This window comes from Arthrobacter sp. 05T442, assembly GCF_056395945.1.
In genome coordinates this window covers 34,794-56,546 of record NZ_JBFTKM010000010.1, presented here as the reverse complement: position 1 = coordinate 56,546, position 21,753 = coordinate 34,794, and the positions used below count along the sequence as shown (strand labels likewise).

Below are 21,753 nucleotides of genomic sequence, written 5' to 3'. Positions count from 1 at the left end.
TGGCCGGCCTGCGCGGGGCGGTCCGGCACGGCGACGCAGTCATCGGCCGGCGGGAGCGTGCCGCCGCCGTGCTGATGGACGGCCTGCGCGGGGGACTTTGGACGTGGCCCGCGCGCTCCTGCCCAGTTGCTATCTCCAGGACACGGAAAAGCCCGGCGTGTCCCGGGCGCGGGGTGCGTTTCCGGTTCGTCCCCCCGAAGTAACTGGGCAGGAACGTTCGGGGCCGCCGTGAAGCCCTACCCCTGCGTCAGCCGGTACCGTTCGATTTGCTTGAGCCGCCGCAGGAGGCTGTCCCGCCGCGGGTGCGGGACGGCGTCGGCCGGTTCCGCGGTGAGGTCGATGTGTTCGGTGCCGTACTGCCACAGCAGGAGGTCATCCAGGAGACGGTCCGGGCCGGGGGAGTAGCGGTGGTCCAGTGCTTTGCGGACCTCGGTGATCCGGTTGGCGCTGAGCAGCCCGGCGAGCTGCATGGTCTGGTTGAGGCCATGGGCGGCCATCAGCTCCGCGGCCCAGCCCCAGTCGTCGTCCACCTTCCGGTCCACGTGCGGCAATAGGGTCCGCCAGACGTCGCGGATCCGGTTAGGCGTCAGCGGCGCAGCCCCTTCGCCATCCATGTCCCAGTAGCTGCGCACCTCTTCGTAGCGGTCATGCAGGTCGGAGAACGCGCTCTCCACCGTTTCCAGCATGGCTGCTGTGGCGGTGAACTGGCGGTCGAAGTGAGGTGTCCAGGCCCGGGGGTCCTCGGCCTTGAAGCGAATGTCGTGCTCGATCTCGCTCCAGGCGTGCGCGAACACCGTACGGATCTGGCACTCGAAGAAATAGCTGCCGTTGGGCTGGGCGTCAGGGTTGAAGACCTGCTGGTAGTCCTTGACGGCCTCGTTCTGGATGGTCCGCAGGATCAGGTGCCGGCTCGAATATCCATAAGTTCCCGACTCAATGGAACCGATGTCCTTCTCGCGGTCCCCGCGGCAGTCGAAGAGCTGGCGCTGGCGCTTGATGATGTTGGCCACCACGGCGTTTTCCGCCGGAAGCTTGGTGATGACGCGGATGCCCACCATGTCATTGAGGGTCCGGAACGGGTCCGGGAACTTCAGGACCGGCGGCCCGCCCGGCTCGAGGGGCTCCTCGGTGCGGGAGATCTTCTCGCGGAAGGACTCCACGGTTTTGGTCCGGCCGGTGACGAACAGCGGTGTCACCTCGGTGCCCTTGAGCATGGCCCGCAGGGTGAGCAGGACTTCCCGGGTGACCAGCTTCAGCGCAGGACGGACCCGCTCGTAGAGCTCCACGTTTTCCTGCACTGATTCGCGCAAGCCGAGGTCCAGCCGATCCCAATTGCTCGCCATGCGTCCAGCTTACGGCGCGCGGACGACGGCGTCGGGCCGACACCCCAGCTGCTGTCGTCCGCCGCGCTGCCAATGCCGGTGACTGAACGCCCCGAGCCGGGCCTGCGCCGCCCGGCGCGGCGCCCAAGGTAGGCTCGGGACATGGCTGATGTGCGGCGTCGGACTTTGATCTCGGCCGCAGTGGCGGTGACACTGGGGGCAGTCTCCGCCGCCTGTTCACCGGGCCCCGAGGAGGACACAGTGAAGCGGCACAAGTACCACTACGGCGATGACCCGAGCCAGTGGGGAGAGCTCTTCCTGCCCGAGGCGGCCGCGCCCAAGGGCGTGGTGGTGGTCATTCACGGCGGCTACTGGCGTTCGCAATATGGTGCAGAACTCGGCGAGCCGCTGGCCAGGGACCTCGCCGCCCACGGCATGGCTGCCTGGAACCTGGAATACCGGCGCGCCGGCAACGGCGGCGGCTGGCCCAACACTTTTGCCGACGTCCTGGCGGGAATCGACAAACTCGGCGACGTCGCCGGGGAACACGGACTGGGGCTGGACAGGGTAGTCGCACTGGGGCACTCCGCCGGCGGCCACCTCGCCGTCTGGGCGGCGGGCCGCTGCAGGCTCGCGCAGCTCGGCGCGCCCGACGCCGACCGCCAGCTCCTGCGCAAGGGGGACGACGGCGGCGCTGTGCAGCTCACGGGTGTCGTCAGCCAGTCAGGGGTCCTGAACCTCGCCGCCGCCGAACGGCTGAACCTCAGCAACGGCGCGGTCAGCAACCTGCTGGGCGGCTCCTCCGAAAAATACCCCAAACGGCATAAGTTCGTAGACCCGATGAGCGCCCTGCCCCTGAAAGTTCCCGTATATGCCGTCCACGGCACTGACGACGACACCGTTCCGATGAGCCAGTCCGAAACGTATGCCGGGGCTGCGAAGGCGGCCGGCGCACCCGTCCAGCTTCTACAAGTCCCAGGCGACCACTTCGCACTGATCGATCCGAAGGCTGCCGCGTACCGGAAATGCCGCGAACTCGTGCAGCTGCTGCTGGGCTGAGGCCTCCGCCGCCAGGGCGCCGCCTCCGCCGGCGCCGACCGCCGGGCAGCCGGGGCGCCGCACAAGCAGCCGGAAAACCGGTTGGAGTCCAATAGACTAGGGTCCAGGTGCGCCGGGAAGTCTGGTCGGCATAATTCTGTCGAGCCGATTTTGAGGATCCCATGAGCGCCACCCCTCCTCCCCTCCCGCCGTCCGTACCCCCGCGATTCACCGTTTTCGGCCGCGGGAGCTATACGGAATCCCTGCGGATCAGGGAAATCCTCCGCAAGGAAACTGTTGGCGGCGCCCTGCTGGCCGCCGCGGCGGTGATCGCCCTCATCTGGGCCAATTCGCCGGCGTCGGGCAGCTACTTCGCACTCCGGGACTTCACTTTCGGTTACGCGCCGTGGCACCTTGAGCTAAGCCTCGGTGCGTGGGCGGCCGACGGACTCCTCGCCATCTTCTTCTTCCTGGTCGGACTGGAGCTCAAACGCGAATTCGTGGCGGGGGACCTGCGGCAGATCAGCAAGTCCATCGTCCCCGTCGCCGCGGCCGTCGGAGGCGTGGCGTTCCCGGCGCTGATCTACGCGGCGGTCAACGTCGGCAGCCCCGGGACACTGCGCGGCTGGGCCATCCCCACCGCCACCGATATTGCGTTCGCCGTCGCGGTACTGGCGATCATCGGCTCGCACCTGCCCTCCGCCCTGCGGATCTTCCTGCTCACCCTGGCCGTCGTGGATGACCTGCTGGCCATCAGCATCATCGCGGTGTTCTACACCAGCGACCTCCAGCCTGTCCCGCTACTTCTGGCACTGCTCCCGCTGGGCCTCTACACTTTGCTCGCGCAGAAGTATCGGCGGTTCTTTGGCACGCGCGCCCTCGCCGCCTGGCTCATCCTGCTCCCCCTCGGGGCCGCCACCTGGGCACTCGTGCACGCCTCGGGCATCCACGCCACGGTGGCAGGAGTCCTGCTCGGCTTCGCCGTACCGGTGATCCGCTCCCGGGCCAGCGGGGGTCCCGACGCCGGGCCCGGACTCGCGGAAATCTTCGAACACCGTTTCCGCCCGATTTCCGCCGGGGTGGCCGTCCCGCTGTTCGCCTTCTTCTCCGCCGGGGTCGCCGTGGGCGGCTGGCGCGGACTCGGCGCCGCGGTGGCGGATCCGGTGGCCGTGGGTATCATTTTCGCCCTGGTGCTGGGCAAGCCGGCGGGTATCCTGGGCACCACCTGGCTCATCACCAAGGCCACGCGGGCGCGGCTGGACGGCTCGTTCAAATGGATCGACGTCTTCGGCCTCTCGATCCTGGCCGGCATCGGCTTCACCGTTTCGCTGCTCGTGGCCGAACTGAGCTTCGGGCAGGGCAGCGTCCACGATGACCACGCGAAGGTAGGAATCCTCGCGGCGTCGGTCCTCGCGGCGCTGCTGGCCACCGCCGTGCTGCGCACCCGGAACCGGCAATACCGGCAGGCCGAGGATGAAGAGAACGTCGACTCCGACCACGACGGCATCCCGGACGTTTACCAGCAGGACGCTACCAAATACCCTTAGGGCTGATTTTATACCCCAGGGGGTATGATTAGGGAGAGTGGCCCGCCGGGACCTGCCCGGCCACCTCGAAAGGACGCAAGCATGAAGAGCATTTCTGTCAATGACCTCGCCGCGCTTGGCGACAACGCCGCAATCGTCGATGTCCGCGAGGACGGCGAGTTTGCGGAAATCCGCGTGCCCGGGGCCCAGAGTGTCCCGCTCTCACGCTTTGCGCAGTCGCTGAATGACGTTCCGGCGCAGGGGACGGTCTACGTGATGTGCGCCGCCGGAGGCCGCAGCGCCCAGGCCACCACCTTCCTTGAAGACCAGGGCTACGACGCCGTCAACGTCACGGGCGGCATCACTGAGTGGCACCGCAACGGCCACCCGGTCAACCAGGGCTGAGCCCACCCGCGTCCGGCCGCCGGAGGAAACCATGGATGTCGTCGTCATTGAGACCCCGCAGTTGGGGGACCGCAGCTATCTGGTCCACGACGGCACTGTGGCGCTGGTGATCGATCCGCAGCGGGACACGGACCGCGTCGAAGCGGCCGCCCGTGCTGCCGGGGTCACCATCACGCACGTGGCGGAAACCCACCTGCACAATGACTACATCACCGGCGGCCTGATCCTTGCCCGGGAGCACGGCGCCAGCTATCTCGTGAACGCCGACGATCCCGTGAAGTTCGAGCGCACGCCCATCTCCGGCGGCCAGAGCGTCCGGGTCGGTTCGCTGACGGTCACGGCCGTCGCCACGCCCGGGCACACCCATACCCACCTGTCATTCATTGTCGACGACGGCGAGAAGCAGGCCGTCTTCTCCGGCGGCAGCCTGCTCTATGGTTCGGTGGGCCGCACCGACCTCGTGGCCTCAACCGACACGATCGGACTCACCCACGATCAATACGCCTCCGTCCGGCGCCTCGTTGCCGAAGCCGGGCGCGATGCGGCGCTGTTCCCGACCCACGGCTTCGGCTCCTTTTGTTCATCCGGGCCGTCCACGGGCGCCAAGTCATCCACTATTGGCGAACAGCTCGCGGCCAACCATGCCCTGACCGACCCGGATGAGGAGCACTTCGTACGCGAGCTCATCGCCAACCTGACGGCCTACCCCGCGTACTACGCCCACATGAGCCCGGCCAACGTCCGGGGCCCGGGCCCCGCGGACCTGACCGTGCCCGAGTCGCTCGACGCCGCCGAGCTCACCCGGCGCCTGCACGAGGGCGAGTGGGTGGTGGACCTGCGGCGGCGGGTGGCATTTGCGAGCAGCCACCTCAAGGGCAGCGTCAGCTTTGAGTACGGGAGCGGCTCCAGCTTCACCAGCTACCTTGGCTGGGTGCTGCCCTGGGGGGACCAGCTGACCCTCGTCGGCTCCCACGAGGACGTTGAAAACGCCATCCGGGACCTCTCCCGCATCGGCATAGAATCGCCGGACGCGGCGGTGGGGACCGATCCGCGCGCCCTGGCCCCGCAGGCCGACGTCGTCTCCTATCCCCGGGCGGGCTGGGAGGATGTGGTCGCGGACCGCGCCGGCGCGGACACCGTCCTGGACGTCCGCCGGAGGGATGAGTACGCCGCGTCGCGGGTGGCGGGTGCCGTGAATGTCCCGCTGCACGAGCTGTTGCTGCGCCTGGATGACGTGCCCGCCGGAAGGGTGTGGGTGCACTGCGCGACCGGGTACCGGGCCGGGGTGGCCGCCAGCCTGCTCCAGCGGGCCGGCAGGGACGTGGTCCACATCGATGCCAGGTTCGCGCATGCGGAGGCGGCCGGGATGCCTATGGACCAGGTGCCTAACTAGGCCACGCAACACTCGCGCGGCGGACAGCGTTCTCTGGCAGAGTATGAGCATGCTCACAGTTATTGGCGAGGGCCTCGTTGACGTGGTCCAGCGCTCCTCCGGTGTCCAGGCCCATGTCGGCGGAAGCCCGCTCAACGTGGCGGTGGGGCTGGCCCGACTGGACCACCCCGTGCAGTTCATCGGCCGCTACGGGCGCGACGCCTACGGTGAAGCGGTTGCGGCTCACCTGAAGTCCAGCTCGGTGCTCTTGCCGCAGGGACCGGACGGGCTGCCCACAAGCGTGGCCACGGCCCTGATTGACGACGACGGCGCCGCCACCTACACGTTCGACCTCGCCTGGGAGCTCCCAGGGCTCGCGGAGCGGTTGCCTTTCATGCTGCAGGGCACCACCTTGCTGCACACCGGCTCGATCGCCACGATGCTGGCGCCCGGCGCCGCCGAGGTGCTGGCCGCCGTCGAACATGCCCATCCTTCCGCGACGGTCAGCTTCGACCCCAACTGCCGGCCCAGCATTATCACCGACGTGGACTATGCGCGCCGGCAGGCCGAAAAATTCGTCGCCCTGGCGGACATCGTCAAGGCCTCCGACGAGGACCTTGAATGGCTGTACCCCGGCGAGGACCCGCTGGTGTCCGCGCGCCGCTGGCTGTCCCTCGGCGGCTCGGAAGGCCCGGCGATGGTGGTGGTGACCCGCGGCGCCGAAGGGCCCTGGGCCGTCAACGCCGCCGGCGAGGCGCACTTTGAGGCTCCAGCGGTGATCGTGGCGGACACGGTCGGGGCCGGGGATTCCTTCATGGCGGCACTGCTCTCCGGGGTGGTGGACCTGGGCCTGGACGGAGCACAGAACCGCAAGGACCTCCGCGAACTCTCCGCCGAAAGCCTCCGCGGCCTCCTCGCCCACTCGGCCTGGGCGGCCGCCGTGACGGTATCGCGCGCCGGCGCCAACCCGCCGACCCGCGCGGAGCTTGCCCGGATGGAACTGGATGCAGAGGCCCCAACAGCAACTGAAAGGCAGTCATGACACACCACGATGCTTCGTCTTTCCACGTCAGCAGCGAATCCTTCAGTGAGCGCCAGAGCCTGCCGCCGGCACAGCGAAGCGGCAGAATGCGTGCCGGCGGTCAGGACGAGTCGCCGCAGCTGAGCTGGTCCGGGGCGCCGGCCGGCACCAAGAGCTACGCCATCACCATGTTCGACCCCGACGCGCCCGGGCATGGCGGCTTCTGGCACTGGGCGGTCCTGGACATCCCGGCCGATGTGAACTCGCTGTCTGCCGGAGCAGGCGCGGAGGGCGGCGGGCACCTTCCTCCGGGTGCCCTGCAGCTGAAGAACGACGCCGGATTCCACGGCTACCTGGGGGCCGCACCGCCGCCCGGCCACGGCCCCCACCGCTACATCGTCACGGTGCACGCGCTCGACGTCGCGCCGTCAGGGCTGGACGAGCGCACGTCTCCGGCGAGCCTGGAATCGAAGCTGTCCCGGCACACCCTTGGCCGGGCCACACTCACCGGGATCTACGAACGGCATTAGACGAGCAGCCGCCCGAGCGCCGCGGAAATCGCCGGAAGCCTGCGGGATCGCCGGAAGATTCCGGCGATCTGGCACTCTTCCGGCGACCTCGGTTGCGCGACGGGCGGCTGGGGGTTCGGCTCAGGCCGCCGTCGTCAGGCGTTCCTCCGCAGGGAGCGGGGAGGTCCCGACGGCGGCCGGACGCATCGCCGCTACGGCGCCGCCAGCCACCAGGACCACGATGCCAACCCCGATGTAAAGCATGGATGCGGTCCAGTGCGCGTCCAGGAGGGCGCCCGTGATCAGCGGGGCGACGATGGCACCCACGCGGCCGATCCCGATGGCCCAGCCGACCCCGGTGCTTCGGACTGAAGATCCGTACAGGGCAGGGGCGATGGTGTACAGGCCGGCGATGCAGCCGTTGATGAGCATGCCCACGACGCCCCCGGCGACAAAGGCCAGGGCGAGGATGCCGGCCGTGGAAATGAACATCACCATAGTGGCCGCGGAGAGGACGGCGAAGATGATCATGACCTTGCGGCTGCTCCAGCGGATCGTCAGCAGACCATAAAGGAGGGAACCAAAAGTGCCGCCCAAAGTCAGCATGAGGCCGCCGATGACGCCTTGGCTCTCGGTCATACCGGCAGTCACGAGGAGCCGCGGCGTCCAGCTGTTGACGAAGTAGAAACCGAACATGGTGGCAAAGAAAGCCAGCCACACAAGCCAGGTGGAGCGGCGGTTCCCGGTCGTGAAGAGTTCAGAGAGCTTGTTCTTCCTGCCGGCCGCGGACACTGGCGCGGGGAGTTCCGTGACGGCGGGCTGTCCGATCTTGCGGGCAATCTTGTTCAGGCGGTCCAGCACGTTGCGGGGACGGCGGGTGGCCAGGAAGGCCACGGACTCGGGCAGCAGTGCCGCCAGAAGTACGAAGGTGGCGGCGGTGCAGATGCCGCCGAAGAGGAACACCGAGCGCCAGCCGAAGCTTGCCTGCAGGGTCACGGCCGCGGTGCCGCCGAGCGTCGCCCCGATACCGTAGCCCGCGGTGTAGATGCTGATGGCCAGTCCGCGCCAGCGCTTGGACGAGTATTCGCTGGCGATGACGTTGGTGCACGCGAGGATTCCGCCGATGCCCAGCCCTGTGACGATGCGCCAGAGGCCGAGCTCCACGGCCGAGTGCGCAAGCGATGCCAAAAGCATCCCTGTGGTCGCCAGTCCGGTGGAAATGAGCATCATGGGCCGGCGCCCGACGACGTCGGCGAAGGGTGCCAGCCCCAGGGAGCCTATTGCCATGCCGATCAGTCCGGCGCTGAGCAGGATACCCAGTTCGCCGCCACTGAGGCCGAAGTCGCGGGTGACGCTGTTGGCTGTGAAGGCCATGGCCAGGACGTCGAAGCCGTCCAGGGCGTTGAGGACAATGCACAGTCCGACGATGAGCCATTGATACATAGACATGCGTGACGCGTCGATGCGTTCTTGCAGTTGCATGGGGACTACTTTCTGGAGGCCGCGGTTTGTCCGGGCAGTTGCTGAGCGAAGGGCGCGGAAGCTGCAGTGCCGCTTCCGGTGCCGGCGGCCGCCCCGCGTCGTTGAAGGATTGGCAGCAGGTCACTATCTATGCTGAGAGTTAGATGTGGCGTGGGACACAGCATAACTATGAAGATAGTTAGTTGACAAGGGGTTTAATGGAGGCGGCGTCCGGCCTTGCTGCAAGGCATTGCGGCCGGGGCGCTCAAACGGAAAGGATCGGTGGCATGTGAGCCTGCGGTATGCCCTGCTTGCGCTACTCACGTCCCAGCCCCTGACGGGCTACGACGTCTTCAAGCAATTCGAGCAATCTGTGGGCTACGTCTGGCATGCCCCTGACTCGCAGATCTATCCCGAACTCCGGCGGATGGAAAAGGATGGCCTCCTGCGTGGCGTGGAGGAACCCTGGGGCAAAAAAGGCAAGAAGAAGCGCTATCACATCACTCCCGAAGGCGTGGAGGCCTTCCGCGCCTGGATGAACACGACGCTTGACTACGCCCGGGAGCGTGACCCGATCCACCTCAAGGCCGCCTATCTTGAATGGGCGGAACCTGATGCCGCGCGGGCGCAGATGCGCGCCCATATTGCGTACCACTTCTCCCGCGTGCGGCAGTGGCAGGAGATGATCGCCGCCCTCCAGGATCGGAGCAACCCCATCCTGGCGAAGCGTCTTGAGACGGCTCCCGAGGGGGATCGGGAAAAGATCGCAGCGTACAAGATCTTCACCTACGAAGGCATGATCGACGGCGCCGAAGCCGAGATCGAATGGGCCAACAAGGGCCTTGAACTTATTGACACGTTGGAGTCCTAGGCGCCAGGAAGCCTGACGGCTTCCGGGCTTTCTGCCCCCCGCCCGGGCTTGTGCGCGACACCTCTTGCCACTATCTATCAACATAGTTATGCTGTGATCCGGACCACTACCTATGAACATAGGTATAGCGTGACGGGAAGGATCGATCATGACCGCACTGATGCAGTCAATGAGTTCAACGACCAACAAAGTGCTGGGGTATCCGCTTAACGCCTGGTATGTGGCCGCCTGGGACCACGAGGTGACCCGCAAGCCCATGTCCCGCCGGATCGCGGACAGGCCGCTGGCCCTGTACCGCACGGAGGATGGCAAGGCCGTGGCCCTGGCGGACGCCTGCTGGCACCGGCTCGCGCCGCTGTCCATGGGAAAAACGCTGTCCAAGGACCAGATCCAGTGCCCTTATCACGGCATCGTCTACAACTCCGCGGGCCGCTGCGTGTCCATGCCTGCCCAGGAAACCATCAACCCAAGCGCCACGGTGCCGTCCTTCCCCGTTATCGAGCGCTACCGGTACGTCTGGGTGTGGCTGGGTGATCCCACTCGCGCGGACCCGGGCCTTATCCCCGACATGCACCAAATGAGCTCCGACGAATGGGCCGGCGACGGCCAGACCATCTTCGCGCCGTGCAACTACCAGCTGGTGCTGGACAACCTGATGGACCTAACCCACGAGGAGTTCGTCCATTCCTCCTCGATCGGCCAGGACGAGTTGAGCGAGTCTGATTTTGTCGTGACCCAGGACGGCAGCACCGTCACGGTCTCACGATGGATGCTGGACATCGATGCCCCGCCGTTCTGGCTCAAGAACATGCGCGACAAGTTCCCCGGTTTCGAAGGCAGAGTGGACCGCTGGCAGATCATTACCTTCCAGTCGCCGTCGACCATCAACATCGACGTCGGGGTCGCCAAAGCCGGCACCGGAGCGCCCGGAGGTGACCGCAGCCAGGGCGTGAACGGCTTCGTCATGAACACCATCTCGCCCGAGACCGCAAAGACATGCCACTACTTCTGGGCGTTCATGCGCAACTACCGGCTGGAAAGCCAGCTCATTACCACCCAACTGCGCGACGGCGTACACGGAGTCTTCGGCGAGGACGAGGCCATGCTCAAGGCCCAGCAGGAAGCGATCGACGCCAACCCGGATTACGAGTTCTACAACCTCAACATCGACGCCGGCGGCATGTGGGTCAGGCGGCTGATCGAGCGGCAGCTGGCCGCCGAGGGGCGCCTCATTCCGACCGCCTGATCGCCCGGCTGATCCACCTGGAAGGCAGAAGAACGTTATGGCAGCAACGAACATTGAAGTATGGCAGGCAGGCGCGGTCGTAGAGGCGGAGTGCATCACCCCGCACATCCGGCGCATGGTCCTGTCCCAGTCCCTGCCGAAGAAGGCAGAGCCAGGCTCGCACATCGACGTCATGGTCACGATCAACGGAGAACGCCGCAAGCGCTCCTACTCTGTGGTCGATTCCAGCGACGACGGCCGGCGTGTGGCCATCAGCGTCTTCGAAGCGCCCCGGTCCCGCGGCGGATCCGTGTTCATGCACGGTCTCAACGTGGGCGACCGGCTGGAGATCACGCAGCCGCTGCAGAACTTTCCGCTCCGGATCGGCGCTCCCCGCTACGTGCTCCTTGCCGGTGGAATCGGCATCACCGCGATGATAGGCATGGCGCGCGTGCTCCGGAACATCAAGGCCGACTACACCCTGGTTTACGCAGGCCGTAGCCGTGCCGCCATGGCCTACCTGCCCCAGCTGGAGCAGCTGCACGGCGATGCGTTGCGGGTGCATGTGGACGACGAGGGCACGGCGCTGAAGGTTGACGAGCTGCTTGCGGCTGTGGATCCGGACACCGAACTGTACATGTGCGGTCCGATCCGGCTCATGGATGCCGTCAAGCGCGGCTGGGGCACACGCGGGCTCAGCCTGCCGAACCTCCGATTCGAGACCTTCGGCAACAGCGGCTGGTACGACCCCGAGGAGTTCGTGGTCCGCGTGCCCCGCCTGGGCGTCGAGGCGGCTGTCGGCCCCGGAAAGTCCATGCTGGAAGCCCTGGAGGACGCGGGTGTCGACATGATGTTTGACTGCCGCAAGGGCGAATGCGGGCTGTGCGAAGTGCGCCTGCTTGGCGTGCAGGGCTCCATTGATCACAGGGACGTCTTCTACAGCGAACGCCAACAGCACGCGGCTGCCAAGATGTGCTGCTGCGTCTCCCGGGCGGTCCGCTCCGAGACCGGCGCCCGGACGGACCCGGCGGGGGAGCGCGCCGTCGTAACCATCGATATCTGAGCCGATCGCCGCCGAAACCGCCGGAAGCCTGCGGGATCGCCGGAAGCTTCCGGCGATTTCGTGCGTTTCCGGCGACCTCGGGTGCGGGCCGGGCGACCTCGTGTGCGGGCCGGGCCCCGCGGGTGCGGGCCGGGCGACTCGTGTGCGGGCCGGCGCCCGGGCACCCACGTAGACTGGCACTATGCGGCTGGTAGCAAGTGACATCGACGGAACGATCCTGGGCCACGACGGCAAAATCAGCGACCGGACCGTTCGCGCCTTCCACGCCTGCCGCGACGCCGGCATCGAACTGGTCTTCGTGACCGGCCGGCCGCCGCGCTGGCTCCACCCCCTGCAGGACCAGCTGGGCCACACCGGCACCGTCATCTGCTCCAACGGCGCCGTCGTCTGGGACCTCGAGGCGGACCGGATGCTCTCGGCTAAGGGGCTTGCGCCCGACGCCGTGTTCGAGGTGCGGCGCATCATCCAGCAGCTGCGCCCGTCGGCCCTGTTCGCCGCCGAAACACTGACCGGCTTCCATCTGGAGCCGGGGTTCATCGAGGACGGCTCCAGCCAGCTGCTCTCCGAGTTCACGCCTGCGCCGCTGCACACCACCCTCACGGCGGCAGACTCCGTGGTGAAGTTCCTCGCGATCGTCCGGGAGGGAACGGCCGATGACTTCCTGGCCGAGGTGACGCCCGCCGTCGCGCATCTGGCGGCCGCCACCCACTCCGCGCCGAACATGGCGTTGCTGGAGCTCTCCCTTCCCGGCGTGAACAAGGCGGTCACCCTTGCCGAATACGCTGGCTCCCTGGGCATCGCGGCGCGGGACGTTGTGGCTTTTGGGGACATGCCCAACGACATCGAAATGCTCCGCTGGGCCGGCGACGGATATGCAATGGCCAGCGGCCACCCGGAGGCCATCCTCGCGGCCGGCCAGCAGGCCCCGCACTTCGACGACGACGGCGTCGCCCAGATCCTCGAGGCCAAGCTCGCCGAACTCGGCGTCCGGCTGCCCTGATACCGGCCGGCGGAAGCGTTTCTTGAGCGGCCGGTCATGTCACCGGATTCCCAGCCGGCAGTCAACTGGCGTTCATCTTGGTTGCCTACGCTGAAATCTCGCGACGGATCGTTGATTGATGATGGGGAACTCTCGTGGCCAGGTACCGTACTGAAAAGACTTCCGACCTGCCCCTGCACAGGGTGGACCCGGATCCGCGCTGGAGGAGCCTGCGCCAGGGCGACCGGGTGAGCGTCCGGATGGCGCCCGGCTATGAGACCGGCGGCCTCGTGGACGCCGTCACGGCCGACCACACCGCCGTCTGGGTGGACCTCGACGGCGGGCGCGGCCGCACGCTGCTCCACTGTAGCGACGGCGTGGAAATCCTCCAGCACAGTTCCTGACGCCATGTCCTGGGCACCGCCACCGAGGGCTCCGGTACGCCTCAGGAGTTACGCTTCAGGTGTGAGGAACTCCCACCCCTTTTTTGACCCGTCCGGAGACTCCGGCAACGGCGCCACGACGCCTGTTGCGATGGCACACCGCGGCTTCGCGCGGGACGGCCGGGAGAACTCCATGGCCGCCTTCGGCGCCGCCGTCGGACTCGGTTTCCGGCATCTTGAGACGGACGTGCACACCACCGCCGACGGCGTCCTCCTGCTCTTCCACGACGAAACCCTGGACCGGGTGACGGACGGCAGCGGCAGGATTTCCGAGCTGCCCGGGGAGACCGTGGCCCGTGCGCGGATCGGGGGCACGGAGCCGATCCCGCTGTTCGAGGAACTCGTCACGGCTTTCCGGGACGTCCGGCTCAACCTGGATGTCAAGGACTGGAACTCCGTGGACACCCTGGCCGCGGCGATCGAACGCTACGGGCTGCATGACCGGGTACTGATTGCCAGCTTCTCCGACCGCCGGCGGCGCGCGGTGCTGAAGCAACTGAGCCGTCCGGCCGCCAGCTCTGCCGGTATTGCCTCCAACGCCCTCTTCGTGCTGCTGGGTCCCGTGCTCCCCGCGCCGCTGATGCGCCTGCTGGTCCGGCGGGCGCTCGGCGGAGTCCACGCCCTGCAGGTCCCGGTGCGCTACGGCGCGGTGACCGTCGCGACGCGGGGCTTCGTGCGCCGTGCCCACCGGCATGGCCTGCACGTGCACGTCTGGACCATCAACGAGCCCGCGGAAATGCACCGCCTGCTCGATCTCGGCGTCGACGGAATCGTCACGGATCGTGCGGACCTGCTCAAAGAGGTGCTGCGGGAGCGCGGCCAATGGCGGCAGTAGTGGCACCTGGCGTGCCCTGAGCGCACCCTTCCGGGTTGCCAATGTCGTCGCGGGAGTGGTTGTCGGCGTCTGCTGGCAGGATAGAGCCATGCGAATCCTCATCGCCCCGGACAAGTTCAAGGGCTCCCTTACCGCCGCCGAAGCCGCCGCCGCCATCGCCGAAGGCGCCCTCCGCGTTTACCCCGACGCCGAGGCCATCCAGTTTCCGGTGGCCGACGGCGGCGAAGGAACCCTGGAGGCGGCCGTCGCGGCAGGCTACGAGGAACGGCTCAACGCCGTCGTGGGCCCAATCCTGGCACCGGTCGGTGCCGCGTGGGCCATCCGGAAGGACGCGTTCGGCGGGGCCACTGCGGTCATTGAAACCGCGCAGGCTTCCGGGCTGGCACACATGGACCCGACCCCTGCGAATGCCCTGCGCGCCCACAGCTATGGTTGCGGTCAGCTGATCGCCGCCGCGCTGGATGCCGGCGCCACGGAAATCGTGCTCGGCCTGGGCGGCTCGGCCATGACCGACGCCGGCAGCGGCGCCCTCCGCGCGCTGGGTCTCAAGCCCTTGGATGTCCACGGCAATGTGGTTCCCCTGGGGGGCGGCTCGCTGGCCGACGTCGTGTCGATGGACGCCAGCGGGCTCGATCCACGGCTGTCCGCCGTGAAGTTCAGGATCGCCGTGGACGTGCAGAACCCGCTGTTCGGCCACGACGGCGCCGCGCATGTGTTCGGCCCGCAGAAGGGCGCCGACGAGGACGCGGCGGAACTTCTCGACGCAGGCCTGCGGAACTGGGCCTCCGTGTTGCGCGCAACGACCGGCCGCGACGTCAACGTCCCCGGAGCCGGCGCGGCCGGCGGCTTCCCGGCATCGTTCCTGGCCTTCAGCAACGCGGTCCTGGAGGGCGGATTCGAGCTGGTGGCCGGACTGACCGGCCTCGCCGCGAAACTCGCGGAAGCGGACCTCGTCATCACCGGGGAAGGGTCCCTGGATTCCCAGTCGCTGACCGGCAAGGCACCGATCGCCCTCGCCGACGCCGCCCAGGAACGCGGCATCCCCGTGATCGTCGTCGCCGGCCGGATCCTGGTCACCCCGGAGGACCTTGCCCGGCACGGGGTGGTGGCCGCCGCGCAGCTGCTGGACCTGGCCAGCAGCCCCTCCGACGCCGTCGCCAACGCCGCCAAATACCTCGCCTGGGCCACCAGCCAGGTCCTCGAGGGGGCCTGAGAGCGGCGGCCGCCGCGGGCCCAGGCCCGCCGGAGGGCCGGGCGCACCGGCAAACCGTCCGGCCGAACGCTGGCGCCGCGTCCGGTGACGCCGATAAACTGTCCGCAGTGGGGGAGTGACTCCCGGCCAGGGCCACGAATCAACGGATGTGGCCCTGGCAGGAGATGCATCATGAGCCCAGACCCCAGGAATGCGCACGGGAAGCACGGCACCCCTGGTGCCCCGCCGTCGTCGGGACGGCCTCTCACCCCGCGCAGGCTGAAGGTATCGCACATCAACATCGTCGACCGCCCCATGATGCGCAAGGCCCTGGGCGGCACGATCGTGGGCAACACGATGGAATGGTACGACGTCGGGGTCTTTGGCTACCTCATCACCACCATGGGTCCGGTCTTCCTGCCGGAGGCCGACAAGACCGTGCAGAACCTGTTCCTGCTCGGAACCTTTGCCGCCACCTTCATCGCCCGTCCCCTAGGCGGCGTGTTCTTCGGCTGGCTGGGGGACAAGTTCGGCCGGCAGAGGGTCCTGTCCATGACGCTCATCATCATGGCGGCCTCCACGTTCATCGTTGGCCTGCTCCCCGGATACGCGGTCCTTGGAATGTGGGCCGCAGTGCTTCTGGTGGTGACCAAGCTCGTCCAGGGCTTCTCCACCGGCGGCGAATATGCCGGTGCCACGACCTTCGTCAGTGAGCACGCCCCCGACAGCCGCCGGGGGTTTTTTGCCAGCTTCCTGGACCTCGGCAGCTACATGGGATTCGCCCTCGGGGCAGCCCTGGTTTCCCTGCTGCAGGTCCTGCTCGGCCAGCCCGCAATGGAGGGCTGGGGCTGGCGGATCCCGTTCCTGATCGCGGGGCCGCTCGGGCTCGTGGCCATCTACTTCCGACTGAAAATTGAGGAATCCCCCACGTTCCAGGCCAGCCTGGACGCCCAGGCCTCCGGCGGCGCGGCGGAGGGCGCGGCGGCAGCCAAGGGTCCCGTGGCGATCCTCGCCTCCCACTGGCGCAGCATCCTCCTGGCGATGATCCTGGTGGCGGCCGCCAACACCGTCGGCTACGCACTGACGTCATATATGCCGACGTACCTCACGGCCACCAAGGGGTATGACGAACTGCATGGAACGCTGCTGACCATTCCGATCCTGGTCGCGATGTCTGCGGCCATCCCGCTGACGGGCCGGCTTTCGGACCGGATCGGCCGCCGCCCGGTGCTGTGGATCGGTTCACTCGGGACCGTGATCCTGGCGATCCCGGCGTTCCTGCTGATTGGTGTGGGGGAGATCTGGTCCACGCTCCTCGGGCTGGCGCTCGTCGCCTTCCCGCTGACGTTCTATGTCGCGAACCTGGCCTCGGCGCTGCCTGCACTGTTCCCCACGGCCAGCCGGTACGGCGCCATGGGCATTGCCTACAACTTCGCCGTGGCAATTTTTGGCGGGACGGCCCCGTTCATCATCGCCGCCCTCATCGCCTCCTCCGGAAATGACATGATGCCGGCCTACTACCTGATGGGCACCTCCGCCGTTGGCGCAGTGGCGGTCTACTTCATCAGGGAAACGGCCGGACGGCCGTTGCTGGGTTCCATGCCGAGCGTTGATTCGCTGGAGGAGGCCCACGAGCTGGTCGCGGGCCAGGACGCCAACGAAAACCTCGATCTCAACGAAATGCCCTTCGACCACACGTACGAGCCTGCGGCCGCGCCGGAGGAGCTGCCGAACAGGACGGAAGACACGAAGGACACCACGGCAGGCTGAGGGCTGAAGTTGTGCTGCGTCTGCTTTGCTGGCTTGCGGTGCCGGTCACGGGGTACCCCGTTGTCGATGTTTTGAAACAGCCGGCGCGTCGGCGGCTGCCCGGCGCCGCAGCCGGTCGGGGACGGCCACGAGCAAGATGAGCAGCACGGCCAACAGTCCCGTCCCGGCGGTGAGCCCTGCCGTCCGCCCGGCGGTGACATCAAAGACGAGGGCCGAGGTCCCCACGCTCAGCAATGCGACGCCGCCCAGCGACACTTTCGCGATGTTGTCGGCACTGGACACCAGGGTGGCCTTCAACCGCATCCGGAAGAGCCGGCGGTGCACGCTGACCGGAAGCAGGATCGTCGCGGTGGTCAGGGCGGCCAGCACGACATTCGTGAGGTACAGGCCGGTCTCGAAGGTGTCCAGGCTCGCAAACCGGGCCTGGAAGGGAAGGGTCAGGAGGAACCCCGCAAGGATCTGCACTCCGGTCTGCAGCACCCGAAGCTCCTGCAGCAGTTCCATCCAGTTGCGGTCGAGTTGCTCTTCGGCCGTCTCATTACGTCCGTCGCCACTGGGCTCTCCTGGACCTGGCATCGTTCTCCTCGGGCGTTGGCGGAAGGGCGGCTGGGCGCGGCACACACTCAACTTAAGCTGGAGACTTTCCAAACACAAGCCGATGCTAAGTTTGCTGAGTACTTTCCGGGTAGGGTGGAACTGTTACTTCGCTGGGGTAGTTCCGAACGGCCGGGTCCAGCGCCGCCGTCCGGACCAACCCCTGGAAACCGACACGTTGGGTAGGTGGACTATGAGTGATTCAGACCGCGCGACAGGCAAGAGGCCCGAGCCGCCGAGCGACCCCCGCGCCGGCTACTATTCCGGGGAATTCCCGGAGCAGGTGCAGAAACAACCCGGCCTCACAGGTCCGATGGACCCCAGACCGGATCACGGCGAGGAGAGTTATCGCGGCAGCGGGGCCCTCCGCGGCAAGGCCGCGTTGATTACCGGCGGAGACTCCGGCATCGGCAAGGCCGTGGCGATCGCGTTCGCCCGCGAAGGGGCCGACGTCGCCATCTCCTACCTGCCGGAAGAAGAGGACGACGCGCAGGACACCGCCGAATGGATCCGTAAGGAGGACCGCAAGGCGTTGCTGCTTCCGGGCGATGGCCGGAGCGAGGACTTCGCCGCCGGGATCGTGAAGGACGCGCTGGCCGAGTTCGGCCGCCTGGACGTCCTGGTGCTCAATGCGGCCTACCAGAAGAACCGGGACAGCTTCGAGTCGCTCCCCACCGAGGAGTTCGACCGCGTCTTCAAGACCAATATCTACTCCCTCCTGTGGACGGCCCGGGCCGCCGTGCCCCACTTGGAAGCCGGTGCGTCGATCATCACAACCGCGTCGATCCAGGCGTTCAATCCCTCGCCGGAACTCATCGACTACGCAATGACCAAGGCCGCACAGGTGGCTTTCACGAAGGCACTCGCCCAGGAGCTCGGGCCCAAGGGCATCCGTGTCAACGCGGTGGCCCCCGGCCCCATCTGGACCCCGCTGATCCCGGCCACGGAATGGCCGGACAAGCTTCCGTCCTTTGGCCAGGACACACCTCTGCAGCGTGCGGGGCAGCCCGCTGAGCTGGCGCCGGCCTATGTGCTGCTGGCGTCCGACCACGGCTCCTACATATCCGGGGCGGTACTCCCGGTGACTGGCGGCAAGGGCCTGTAAAACCTTCGCCCGCACGCGCAACCCCATCCAGCAACTTCACCCACGCACAGGAGGGACGGCATGACACAGGAGAACGAACCGCAGGACACCGTTGAGGAAGGCGGCTACGGAACGCCCACGGCAGAGCAGGAAATGCCTGTGGGTGACGGGAAGAAGTTTGCCCAGCCCCGCGAGGAAGAGGCCTTCGAGGCCGCAGGGCTCAGCCAGGACAGCCCGGACGGCGAGACATACCCGGCCGCCGCGCCGGACCTCAGCCAGTTCGGCGCCCAAGACCAGGACAGTGCAGGAGAACCCGGAGCAGGACGCTTCGGCGGAACGGAGGAACAAATGAGTTCAGAAAACGCCAGTACCGACCCCGGATTCGACGCCGACGCCAAGGAGAATTCCGAGGCGGCAGTGCCGTCGTCGGAGGCCGAGATGGATACGTCCAACACCGAAGAGCCCGACGCCGGGCGTCCCTTCTCGTCGGAGTCCGGCCAGGACGCGGCCGGCCTCCCCGACGGGAGCGGCACGGATCTGCCGGAGGATAAATCGCCGAAGGACCGCGACAGTGATGACAAGGAATCCTTCGACGCCGGCTAGGACCGGCGGCGGCCGTTGAACCCGGAAGGCCGGCATCCTGACTCCCAGCCGGGGGCAGGGTGCCGGCCTTGCGGTTAGGCTGTGGCGCCTGCGGCTTAGCGGCGCTTTTTGGCCGCGCGCTTGGCGGCAGCGTTCACGGCCGCTGCAACTGTGGCGGCGGGGGCTGCGTAGTCAGTCTCCGGCTCAGCCACGGTCCCGCGCGCCTTGGCAATGGCCTTCATGCCGTGATAAATCACCAGCGCCGCGGCCGATCCCAACGCGATCCCCGTGAACTTCAGGTCGCCGATCGTCCACGTGTAATCGGCGATGCCGATGATGAGCGCGACGGCGGCCGTGGTCAGGTTGACGGGGTTGGAGAAGTTCACCTTGTTCTGGACCCAGATCTTCACGCCCAGGACGCCGATCATGCCGTAGAGCATGGTGGCCGCCCCGCCGAGCACCCCGGCCGGAACCGTGGCGATGAGTTCCCCGAATTTCGGCGAGAAGCTCAGGACCACGGCAAAGATGCCGGCCACCCAGTAGGCCGCCGTCGAATAGACCTTGGTGGCGGCCATAACGCCGATGTTTTCCGCGTAGGTGGTGGTGCCCGAGCCGCCGCCCAGGCCGGCGAGTACGGTCGCTGCGCCGTCGGCCAGCAGCGCACGGCCGGAGACGCCGTCGAGGTTCTGGCCGGTCATGGCGGAGACAGACTTCACGTGGCCGATGTTCTCGGCGACCAGCACCAGCACCACCGGCACGAATAGGCCGATGACGCCGAGGTGGAATTCGGGGGTCTGGAAGTGCGGCAGCCCGATCCAGGCCGCCCCGTCGACCTTCTCGAAGTTGACCTCGCCGCGCATCATCGCCAGGACGTAGCCCGCCACCACACCCACCAGGATGCTGAGGCGGCCCAGGATGCCGCGGAAGTACACGCTGACCAGGATGATGACGGCCAGCGTGATGACGGCCGTGACAGGGGCCTTGTCAAAGTTGCCCTTCGCCGCGGGGGCAAGGTTCAGGCCGATCAGGCCAACAATTGCGCCGGTGACAATCGGCGGCATAAGCCGGTTGATCCAGCCCGCACCGAACTTCTGCACCACGGCACCGATCAGGGCCAGCCCGACGCCGGCAAGCACGACGCCGCCCAAGGCTCCAGGGATCCCGAACTGCTGCTGGGACGCCAGGATCGGGGCGATGAAGGCGAAGCTCGAGCCAAGGTAGCTTGGCACGCGGCCCTGGGTCACGACGAGGAACAGCAGCGTGCCGACGCCGGAGAAGAACAGTGTGGTGGCCGGCGGCATGCCGGTGATGATCGGGACCAGGAAGGTCGCGCCGAACATGGCAACGACGTGCTGCATCCCGACGCCGATGGTCAGCGGCCAGGTGAGGCGCTCATCCGGCTTGACGACCTCACCGGGGCGGATGGAATTGCCGTTGCCGTGGAGCTTCCATTTGGTACCGAGCATGCTCATTGCCGGGAGCCTTTCAGAGAATGTGTGGCGGGGCGGGGAAGGAATCTTCCGGAGCAACTTTACCGCGCGGCTCACTGCGGCCGGTTCCGGGCGGGGCGGGGGCGTCAGCGGCAAAGGGTTTGTGCCCAAGATCACGCGGCGGCAAGGAAGTCCCCGGCGACGGTTGAAGTTGCAACTATGGACAGCAGAAGCGGCCGTCGCCGGACGGCGAGCTGGCCCAGAGAAAGGGATGCGAATGACCATCGCCCATGATGAAGCAGTTATCGACGCGGCCGCCGTCGACGCCATTTTTGCCGAGGCCCGCACCGCCAACACTTTCACCGGCGAGGTCACCGAGGAGCAGGCGCGTGCCATCTACGAACTGACAAAGTTCGGTCCCACGGCTTTCAACTCCCAGCCGCTGCGCGTGACCTACGTGCGCTCCGACGAAGCCCGGGCGACGCTCGTGGACGCCCTGTCCGCCGGGAACCGGGCCAAGACGGCATCGGCGCCGCTGGTCGCGATCCTCGGCGTCGACACCGCCTGGCACGAGCAGTGGGACAACTTCCTCCCCGGCTACAACGCCCCGAAGGCCATGTATGACGCAGCGCCGGATCTGGCCGCCGTCACCGGCAACAACAACGCCCACCTGCAGGCCGGCTATTTCATCCTCGCGGTCCGATCCCTTGGCTTCGCCGCGGGTCCCATGACGGGGGCCGATTTTTCCGCCATCGATGCGGCATTCTTCCCCGACGGCAGCCAGAGGAGCTTCCTCGTGGTCAACATCGGACTGCCCGGCGCGGACGCCTGGGGCGAGGCCAAGCCGAAGTTCGCGTACGAGGACGTAGTCCGCACCGTCTGACGGTCACGCGGAGGTGCCTCCGGCACCATTTTGACGCGGAGGTGCCTCCGGCACTGTTTTGACGCGGAGGTGCCTCCGGCACCATGGGGGACAGGCCGGAGGCACACGAGACACAATTCTGCGGTTCAGCGCAAGGCCTGCATCCGGG

Annotated in this window: 21 protein-coding genes; 17 read left to right on the top strand and 4 right to left on the bottom strand. The window is 67.3% G+C overall.

Annotated elements, in window-relative coordinates:
• Nucleotides 1–236: 236 nt before the first annotated feature.
• Entirely contained in the window at nucleotides 237–1,343 is a 1,107-nt protein-coding gene (locus AC1DES_RS11410; protein ID WP_476895811.1) for a GTP pyrophosphokinase, read from the bottom strand.
• A gap of 240 nt (nucleotides 1,344–1,583) precedes the next feature.
• Here AC1DES_RS11410 and AC1DES_RS11405 point away from each other — a divergent pair, with 240 nt between their 5' ends.
• The 6 genes from AC1DES_RS11405 (at nucleotide 1,584) to AC1DES_RS11380 (ending at nucleotide 7,214) form a co-directional block, all read left to right on the top strand.
• Nucleotides 1,584–2,381, top strand: a complete 798-nt coding sequence (locus AC1DES_RS11405) for an alpha/beta hydrolase (protein WP_476895894.1) — start codon at nucleotides 1,584–1,586, stop codon at nucleotides 2,379–2,381.
• A gap of 161 nt (nucleotides 2,382–2,542) precedes the next feature.
• Nucleotides 2,543–3,907 carry a Na+/H+ antiporter NhaA gene (gene nhaA / locus AC1DES_RS11400; protein ID WP_476895810.1) on the top strand — a complete coding sequence of 455 codons (1,365 nt, stop codon included), beginning with the start codon at nucleotides 2,543–2,545 and terminating at the stop codon, nucleotides 3,905–3,907.
• Between the two features lie 81 nt (nucleotides 3,908–3,988).
• Nucleotides 3,989–4,291, top strand: coding sequence for a rhodanese-like domain-containing protein (locus AC1DES_RS11395; protein ID WP_476895809.1), 303 nt, complete (start codon nucleotides 3,989–3,991; stop codon nucleotides 4,289–4,291).
• A 31-nt stretch (nucleotides 4,292–4,322) separates the two neighbouring features.
• Nucleotides 4,323–5,684: an MBL fold metallo-hydrolase gene (locus tag AC1DES_RS11390; protein ID WP_476895808.1), complete on the top strand. Its 1,362-nt coding sequence runs from the start codon at nucleotides 4,323–4,325 to the stop codon at nucleotides 5,682–5,684.
• Nucleotides 5,685–5,733: 49 nt separating this feature from the next.
• Nucleotides 5,734–6,705 carry a carbohydrate kinase family protein gene (locus AC1DES_RS11385; protein WP_476895807.1) on the top strand — a complete coding sequence of 324 codons (972 nt, stop codon included), beginning with the start codon at nucleotides 5,734–5,736 and terminating at the stop codon, nucleotides 6,703–6,705.
• The gene (locus AC1DES_RS11380; protein WP_476895806.1) at nucleotides 6,702–7,214 is read left to right on the top strand and encodes a YbhB/YbcL family Raf kinase inhibitor-like protein; all 513 of its coding nucleotides are present in this window, start codon (nucleotides 6,702–6,704) and stop codon (nucleotides 7,212–7,214) included. Before AC1DES_RS11385 ends, AC1DES_RS11380 begins: the two co-directional genes overlap by 4 nt.
• 120 nt (nucleotides 7,215–7,334) lie before the next feature.
• Here AC1DES_RS11380 and AC1DES_RS11375 read toward each other — a convergent pair whose 3' ends face one another.
• Nucleotides 7,335–8,675 (bottom strand): MFS transporter, encoded by a 1,341-nt coding sequence (locus tag AC1DES_RS11375; protein WP_476895805.1) that lies wholly within the window; start codon nucleotides 8,673–8,675, stop codon nucleotides 7,335–7,337.
• A gap of 268 nt (nucleotides 8,676–8,943) precedes the next feature.
• Between AC1DES_RS11375 and AC1DES_RS11370 the strand changes: the two genes are divergently transcribed.
• From AC1DES_RS11370 to AC1DES_RS11335, 8 genes are all read left to right on the top strand, one after another.
• A complete protein-coding gene (locus AC1DES_RS11370) occupies nucleotides 8,944–9,525 on the top strand; it encodes a PadR family transcriptional regulator (protein WP_476895804.1) in 582 nt (193 codons plus the stop codon).
• A gap of 148 nt (nucleotides 9,526–9,673) precedes the next feature.
• Nucleotides 9,674–10,771, top strand: a complete 1,098-nt coding sequence (locus AC1DES_RS11365) for an aromatic ring-hydroxylating oxygenase subunit alpha (RefSeq protein WP_476895803.1) — start codon at nucleotides 9,674–9,676, stop codon at nucleotides 10,769–10,771.
• Nucleotides 10,772–10,808: 37 nt separating this feature from the next.
• On the top strand, nucleotides 10,809–11,813 hold the full coding sequence (locus AC1DES_RS11360; protein WP_476895802.1) for a PDR/VanB family oxidoreductase: 1,005 nt from the start codon (nucleotides 10,809–10,811) through the stop codon (nucleotides 11,811–11,813).
• 181 nt (nucleotides 11,814–11,994) lie between these two features.
• A complete protein-coding gene (locus AC1DES_RS11355) occupies nucleotides 11,995–12,813 on the top strand; it encodes an HAD family hydrolase (protein WP_476895801.1) in 819 nt (272 codons plus the stop codon).
• Nucleotides 12,814–12,947: 134 nt separating this feature from the next.
• A complete protein-coding gene (locus tag AC1DES_RS11350) occupies nucleotides 12,948–13,196 on the top strand; it encodes a hypothetical protein (protein ID WP_476895800.1) in 249 nt (82 codons plus the stop codon).
• Nucleotides 13,197–13,326: 130 nt separating this feature from the next.
• Nucleotides 13,327–14,070, top strand: coding sequence for a glycerophosphodiester phosphodiesterase family protein (locus AC1DES_RS11345; RefSeq protein WP_476895893.1), 744 nt, complete (start codon nucleotides 13,327–13,329; stop codon nucleotides 14,068–14,070).
• Between the two features lie 88 nt (nucleotides 14,071–14,158).
• The gene (locus AC1DES_RS11340; RefSeq protein WP_476895799.1) at nucleotides 14,159–15,283 is read left to right on the top strand and encodes a glycerate kinase; all 1,125 of its coding nucleotides are present in this window, start codon (nucleotides 14,159–14,161) and stop codon (nucleotides 15,281–15,283) included.
• Between the two features lie 171 nt (nucleotides 15,284–15,454).
• A complete protein-coding gene (locus AC1DES_RS11335; RefSeq protein WP_476895798.1) occupies nucleotides 15,455–17,032 on the top strand; it encodes an MFS transporter in 1,578 nt (525 codons plus the stop codon).
• A gap of 45 nt (nucleotides 17,033–17,077) precedes the next feature.
• Here the strand turns inward: AC1DES_RS11335 and AC1DES_RS11330 are convergent, their stop codons facing one another.
• Nucleotides 17,078–17,608, bottom strand: coding sequence for a DUF6328 family protein (locus AC1DES_RS11330; protein ID WP_476895797.1), 531 nt, complete (start codon nucleotides 17,606–17,608; stop codon nucleotides 17,078–17,080).
• 211 nt (nucleotides 17,609–17,819) lie between these two features.
• On the opposite strand from AC1DES_RS11330, the gene AC1DES_RS11325 reads away from it, so the two are divergent.
• A complete protein-coding gene (locus AC1DES_RS11325) occupies nucleotides 17,820–18,731 on the top strand; it encodes an SDR family oxidoreductase (protein ID WP_476895796.1) in 912 nt (303 codons plus the stop codon).
• Nucleotides 18,732–18,791: 60 nt separating this feature from the next.
• Nucleotides 18,792–19,313, top strand: coding sequence for a hypothetical protein (locus tag AC1DES_RS11320; protein ID WP_476895795.1), 522 nt, complete (start codon nucleotides 18,792–18,794; stop codon nucleotides 19,311–19,313).
• 95 nt (nucleotides 19,314–19,408) lie between these two features.
• Here AC1DES_RS11320 and AC1DES_RS11315 read toward each other — a convergent pair whose 3' ends face one another.
• Nucleotides 19,409–20,764, bottom strand: coding sequence for a uracil-xanthine permease family protein (locus tag AC1DES_RS11315; RefSeq protein ID WP_476895794.1), 1,356 nt, complete (start codon nucleotides 20,762–20,764; stop codon nucleotides 19,409–19,411).
• Nucleotides 20,765–20,999: 235 nt separating this feature from the next.
• Between AC1DES_RS11315 and AC1DES_RS11310 the strand changes: the two genes are divergently transcribed.
• Entirely contained in the window at nucleotides 21,000–21,605 is a 606-nt protein-coding gene (locus tag AC1DES_RS11310; RefSeq protein WP_476895793.1) for a malonic semialdehyde reductase, read from the top strand.
• Nucleotides 21,606–21,753: the final 148 nt, after the last annotated feature.

Bases quoted from the DNA above. Each gene is read 5' to 3' on its own strand.
- AC1DES_RS11310 (WP_476895793.1), top strand. From the start codon at position 21,000: ATGACCATCGCCCATGATGAAGCAGTTATCGACGCGGCCGCCGTCGAC.
- AC1DES_RS11330 (WP_476895797.1), bottom strand. From the start codon at position 17,608: ATGCCAGGTCCAGGAGAGCCCAGTGGCGACGGACGTAATGAGACGGCC.
- AC1DES_RS11375 (WP_476895805.1), bottom strand. From the start codon at position 8,675: ATGCAACTGCAAGAACGCATCGACGCGTCACGCATGTCTATGTATCAA.
- AC1DES_RS11380 (WP_476895806.1), top strand. From the start codon at position 6,702: ATGACACACCACGATGCTTCGTCTTTCCACGTCAGCAGCGAATCCTTC.
- AC1DES_RS11365 (WP_476895803.1), top strand. From the start codon at position 9,674: ATGACCGCACTGATGCAGTCAATGAGTTCAACGACCAACAAAGTGCTG.
- AC1DES_RS11385 (WP_476895807.1), top strand. From the start codon at position 5,734: ATGCTCACAGTTATTGGCGAGGGCCTCGTTGACGTGGTCCAGCGCTCC.
- AC1DES_RS11315 (WP_476895794.1), bottom strand. From the start codon at position 20,764: ATGAGCATGCTCGGTACCAAATGGAAGCTCCACGGCAACGGCAATTCC.
- AC1DES_RS11320 (WP_476895795.1), top strand. From the start codon at position 18,792: ATGACACAGGAGAACGAACCGCAGGACACCGTTGAGGAAGGCGGCTAC.
- nhaA (WP_476895810.1), top strand. From the start codon at position 2,543: ATGAGCGCCACCCCTCCTCCCCTCCCGCCGTCCGTACCCCCGCGATTC.
- AC1DES_RS11335 (WP_476895798.1), top strand. From the start codon at position 15,455: ATGAGCCCAGACCCCAGGAATGCGCACGGGAAGCACGGCACCCCTGGT.
- AC1DES_RS11325 (WP_476895796.1), top strand. From the start codon at position 17,820: ATGAGTGATTCAGACCGCGCGACAGGCAAGAGGCCCGAGCCGCCGAGC.
- AC1DES_RS11355 (WP_476895801.1), top strand. From the start codon at position 11,995: ATGCGGCTGGTAGCAAGTGACATCGACGGAACGATCCTGGGCCACGAC.
- AC1DES_RS11360 (WP_476895802.1), top strand. From the start codon at position 10,809: ATGGCAGCAACGAACATTGAAGTATGGCAGGCAGGCGCGGTCGTAGAG.
- AC1DES_RS11410 (WP_476895811.1), bottom strand. From the start codon at position 1,343: ATGGCGAGCAATTGGGATCGGCTGGACCTCGGCTTGCGCGAATCAGTG.
- AC1DES_RS11340 (WP_476895799.1), top strand. From the start codon at position 14,159: ATGCGAATCCTCATCGCCCCGGACAAGTTCAAGGGCTCCCTTACCGCC.
- AC1DES_RS11390 (WP_476895808.1), top strand. From the start codon at position 4,323: ATGGATGTCGTCGTCATTGAGACCCCGCAGTTGGGGGACCGCAGCTAT.
- AC1DES_RS11345 (WP_476895893.1), top strand. From the start codon at position 13,327: ATGGCACACCGCGGCTTCGCGCGGGACGGCCGGGAGAACTCCATGGCC.
- AC1DES_RS11395 (WP_476895809.1), top strand. From the start codon at position 3,989: ATGAAGAGCATTTCTGTCAATGACCTCGCCGCGCTTGGCGACAACGCC.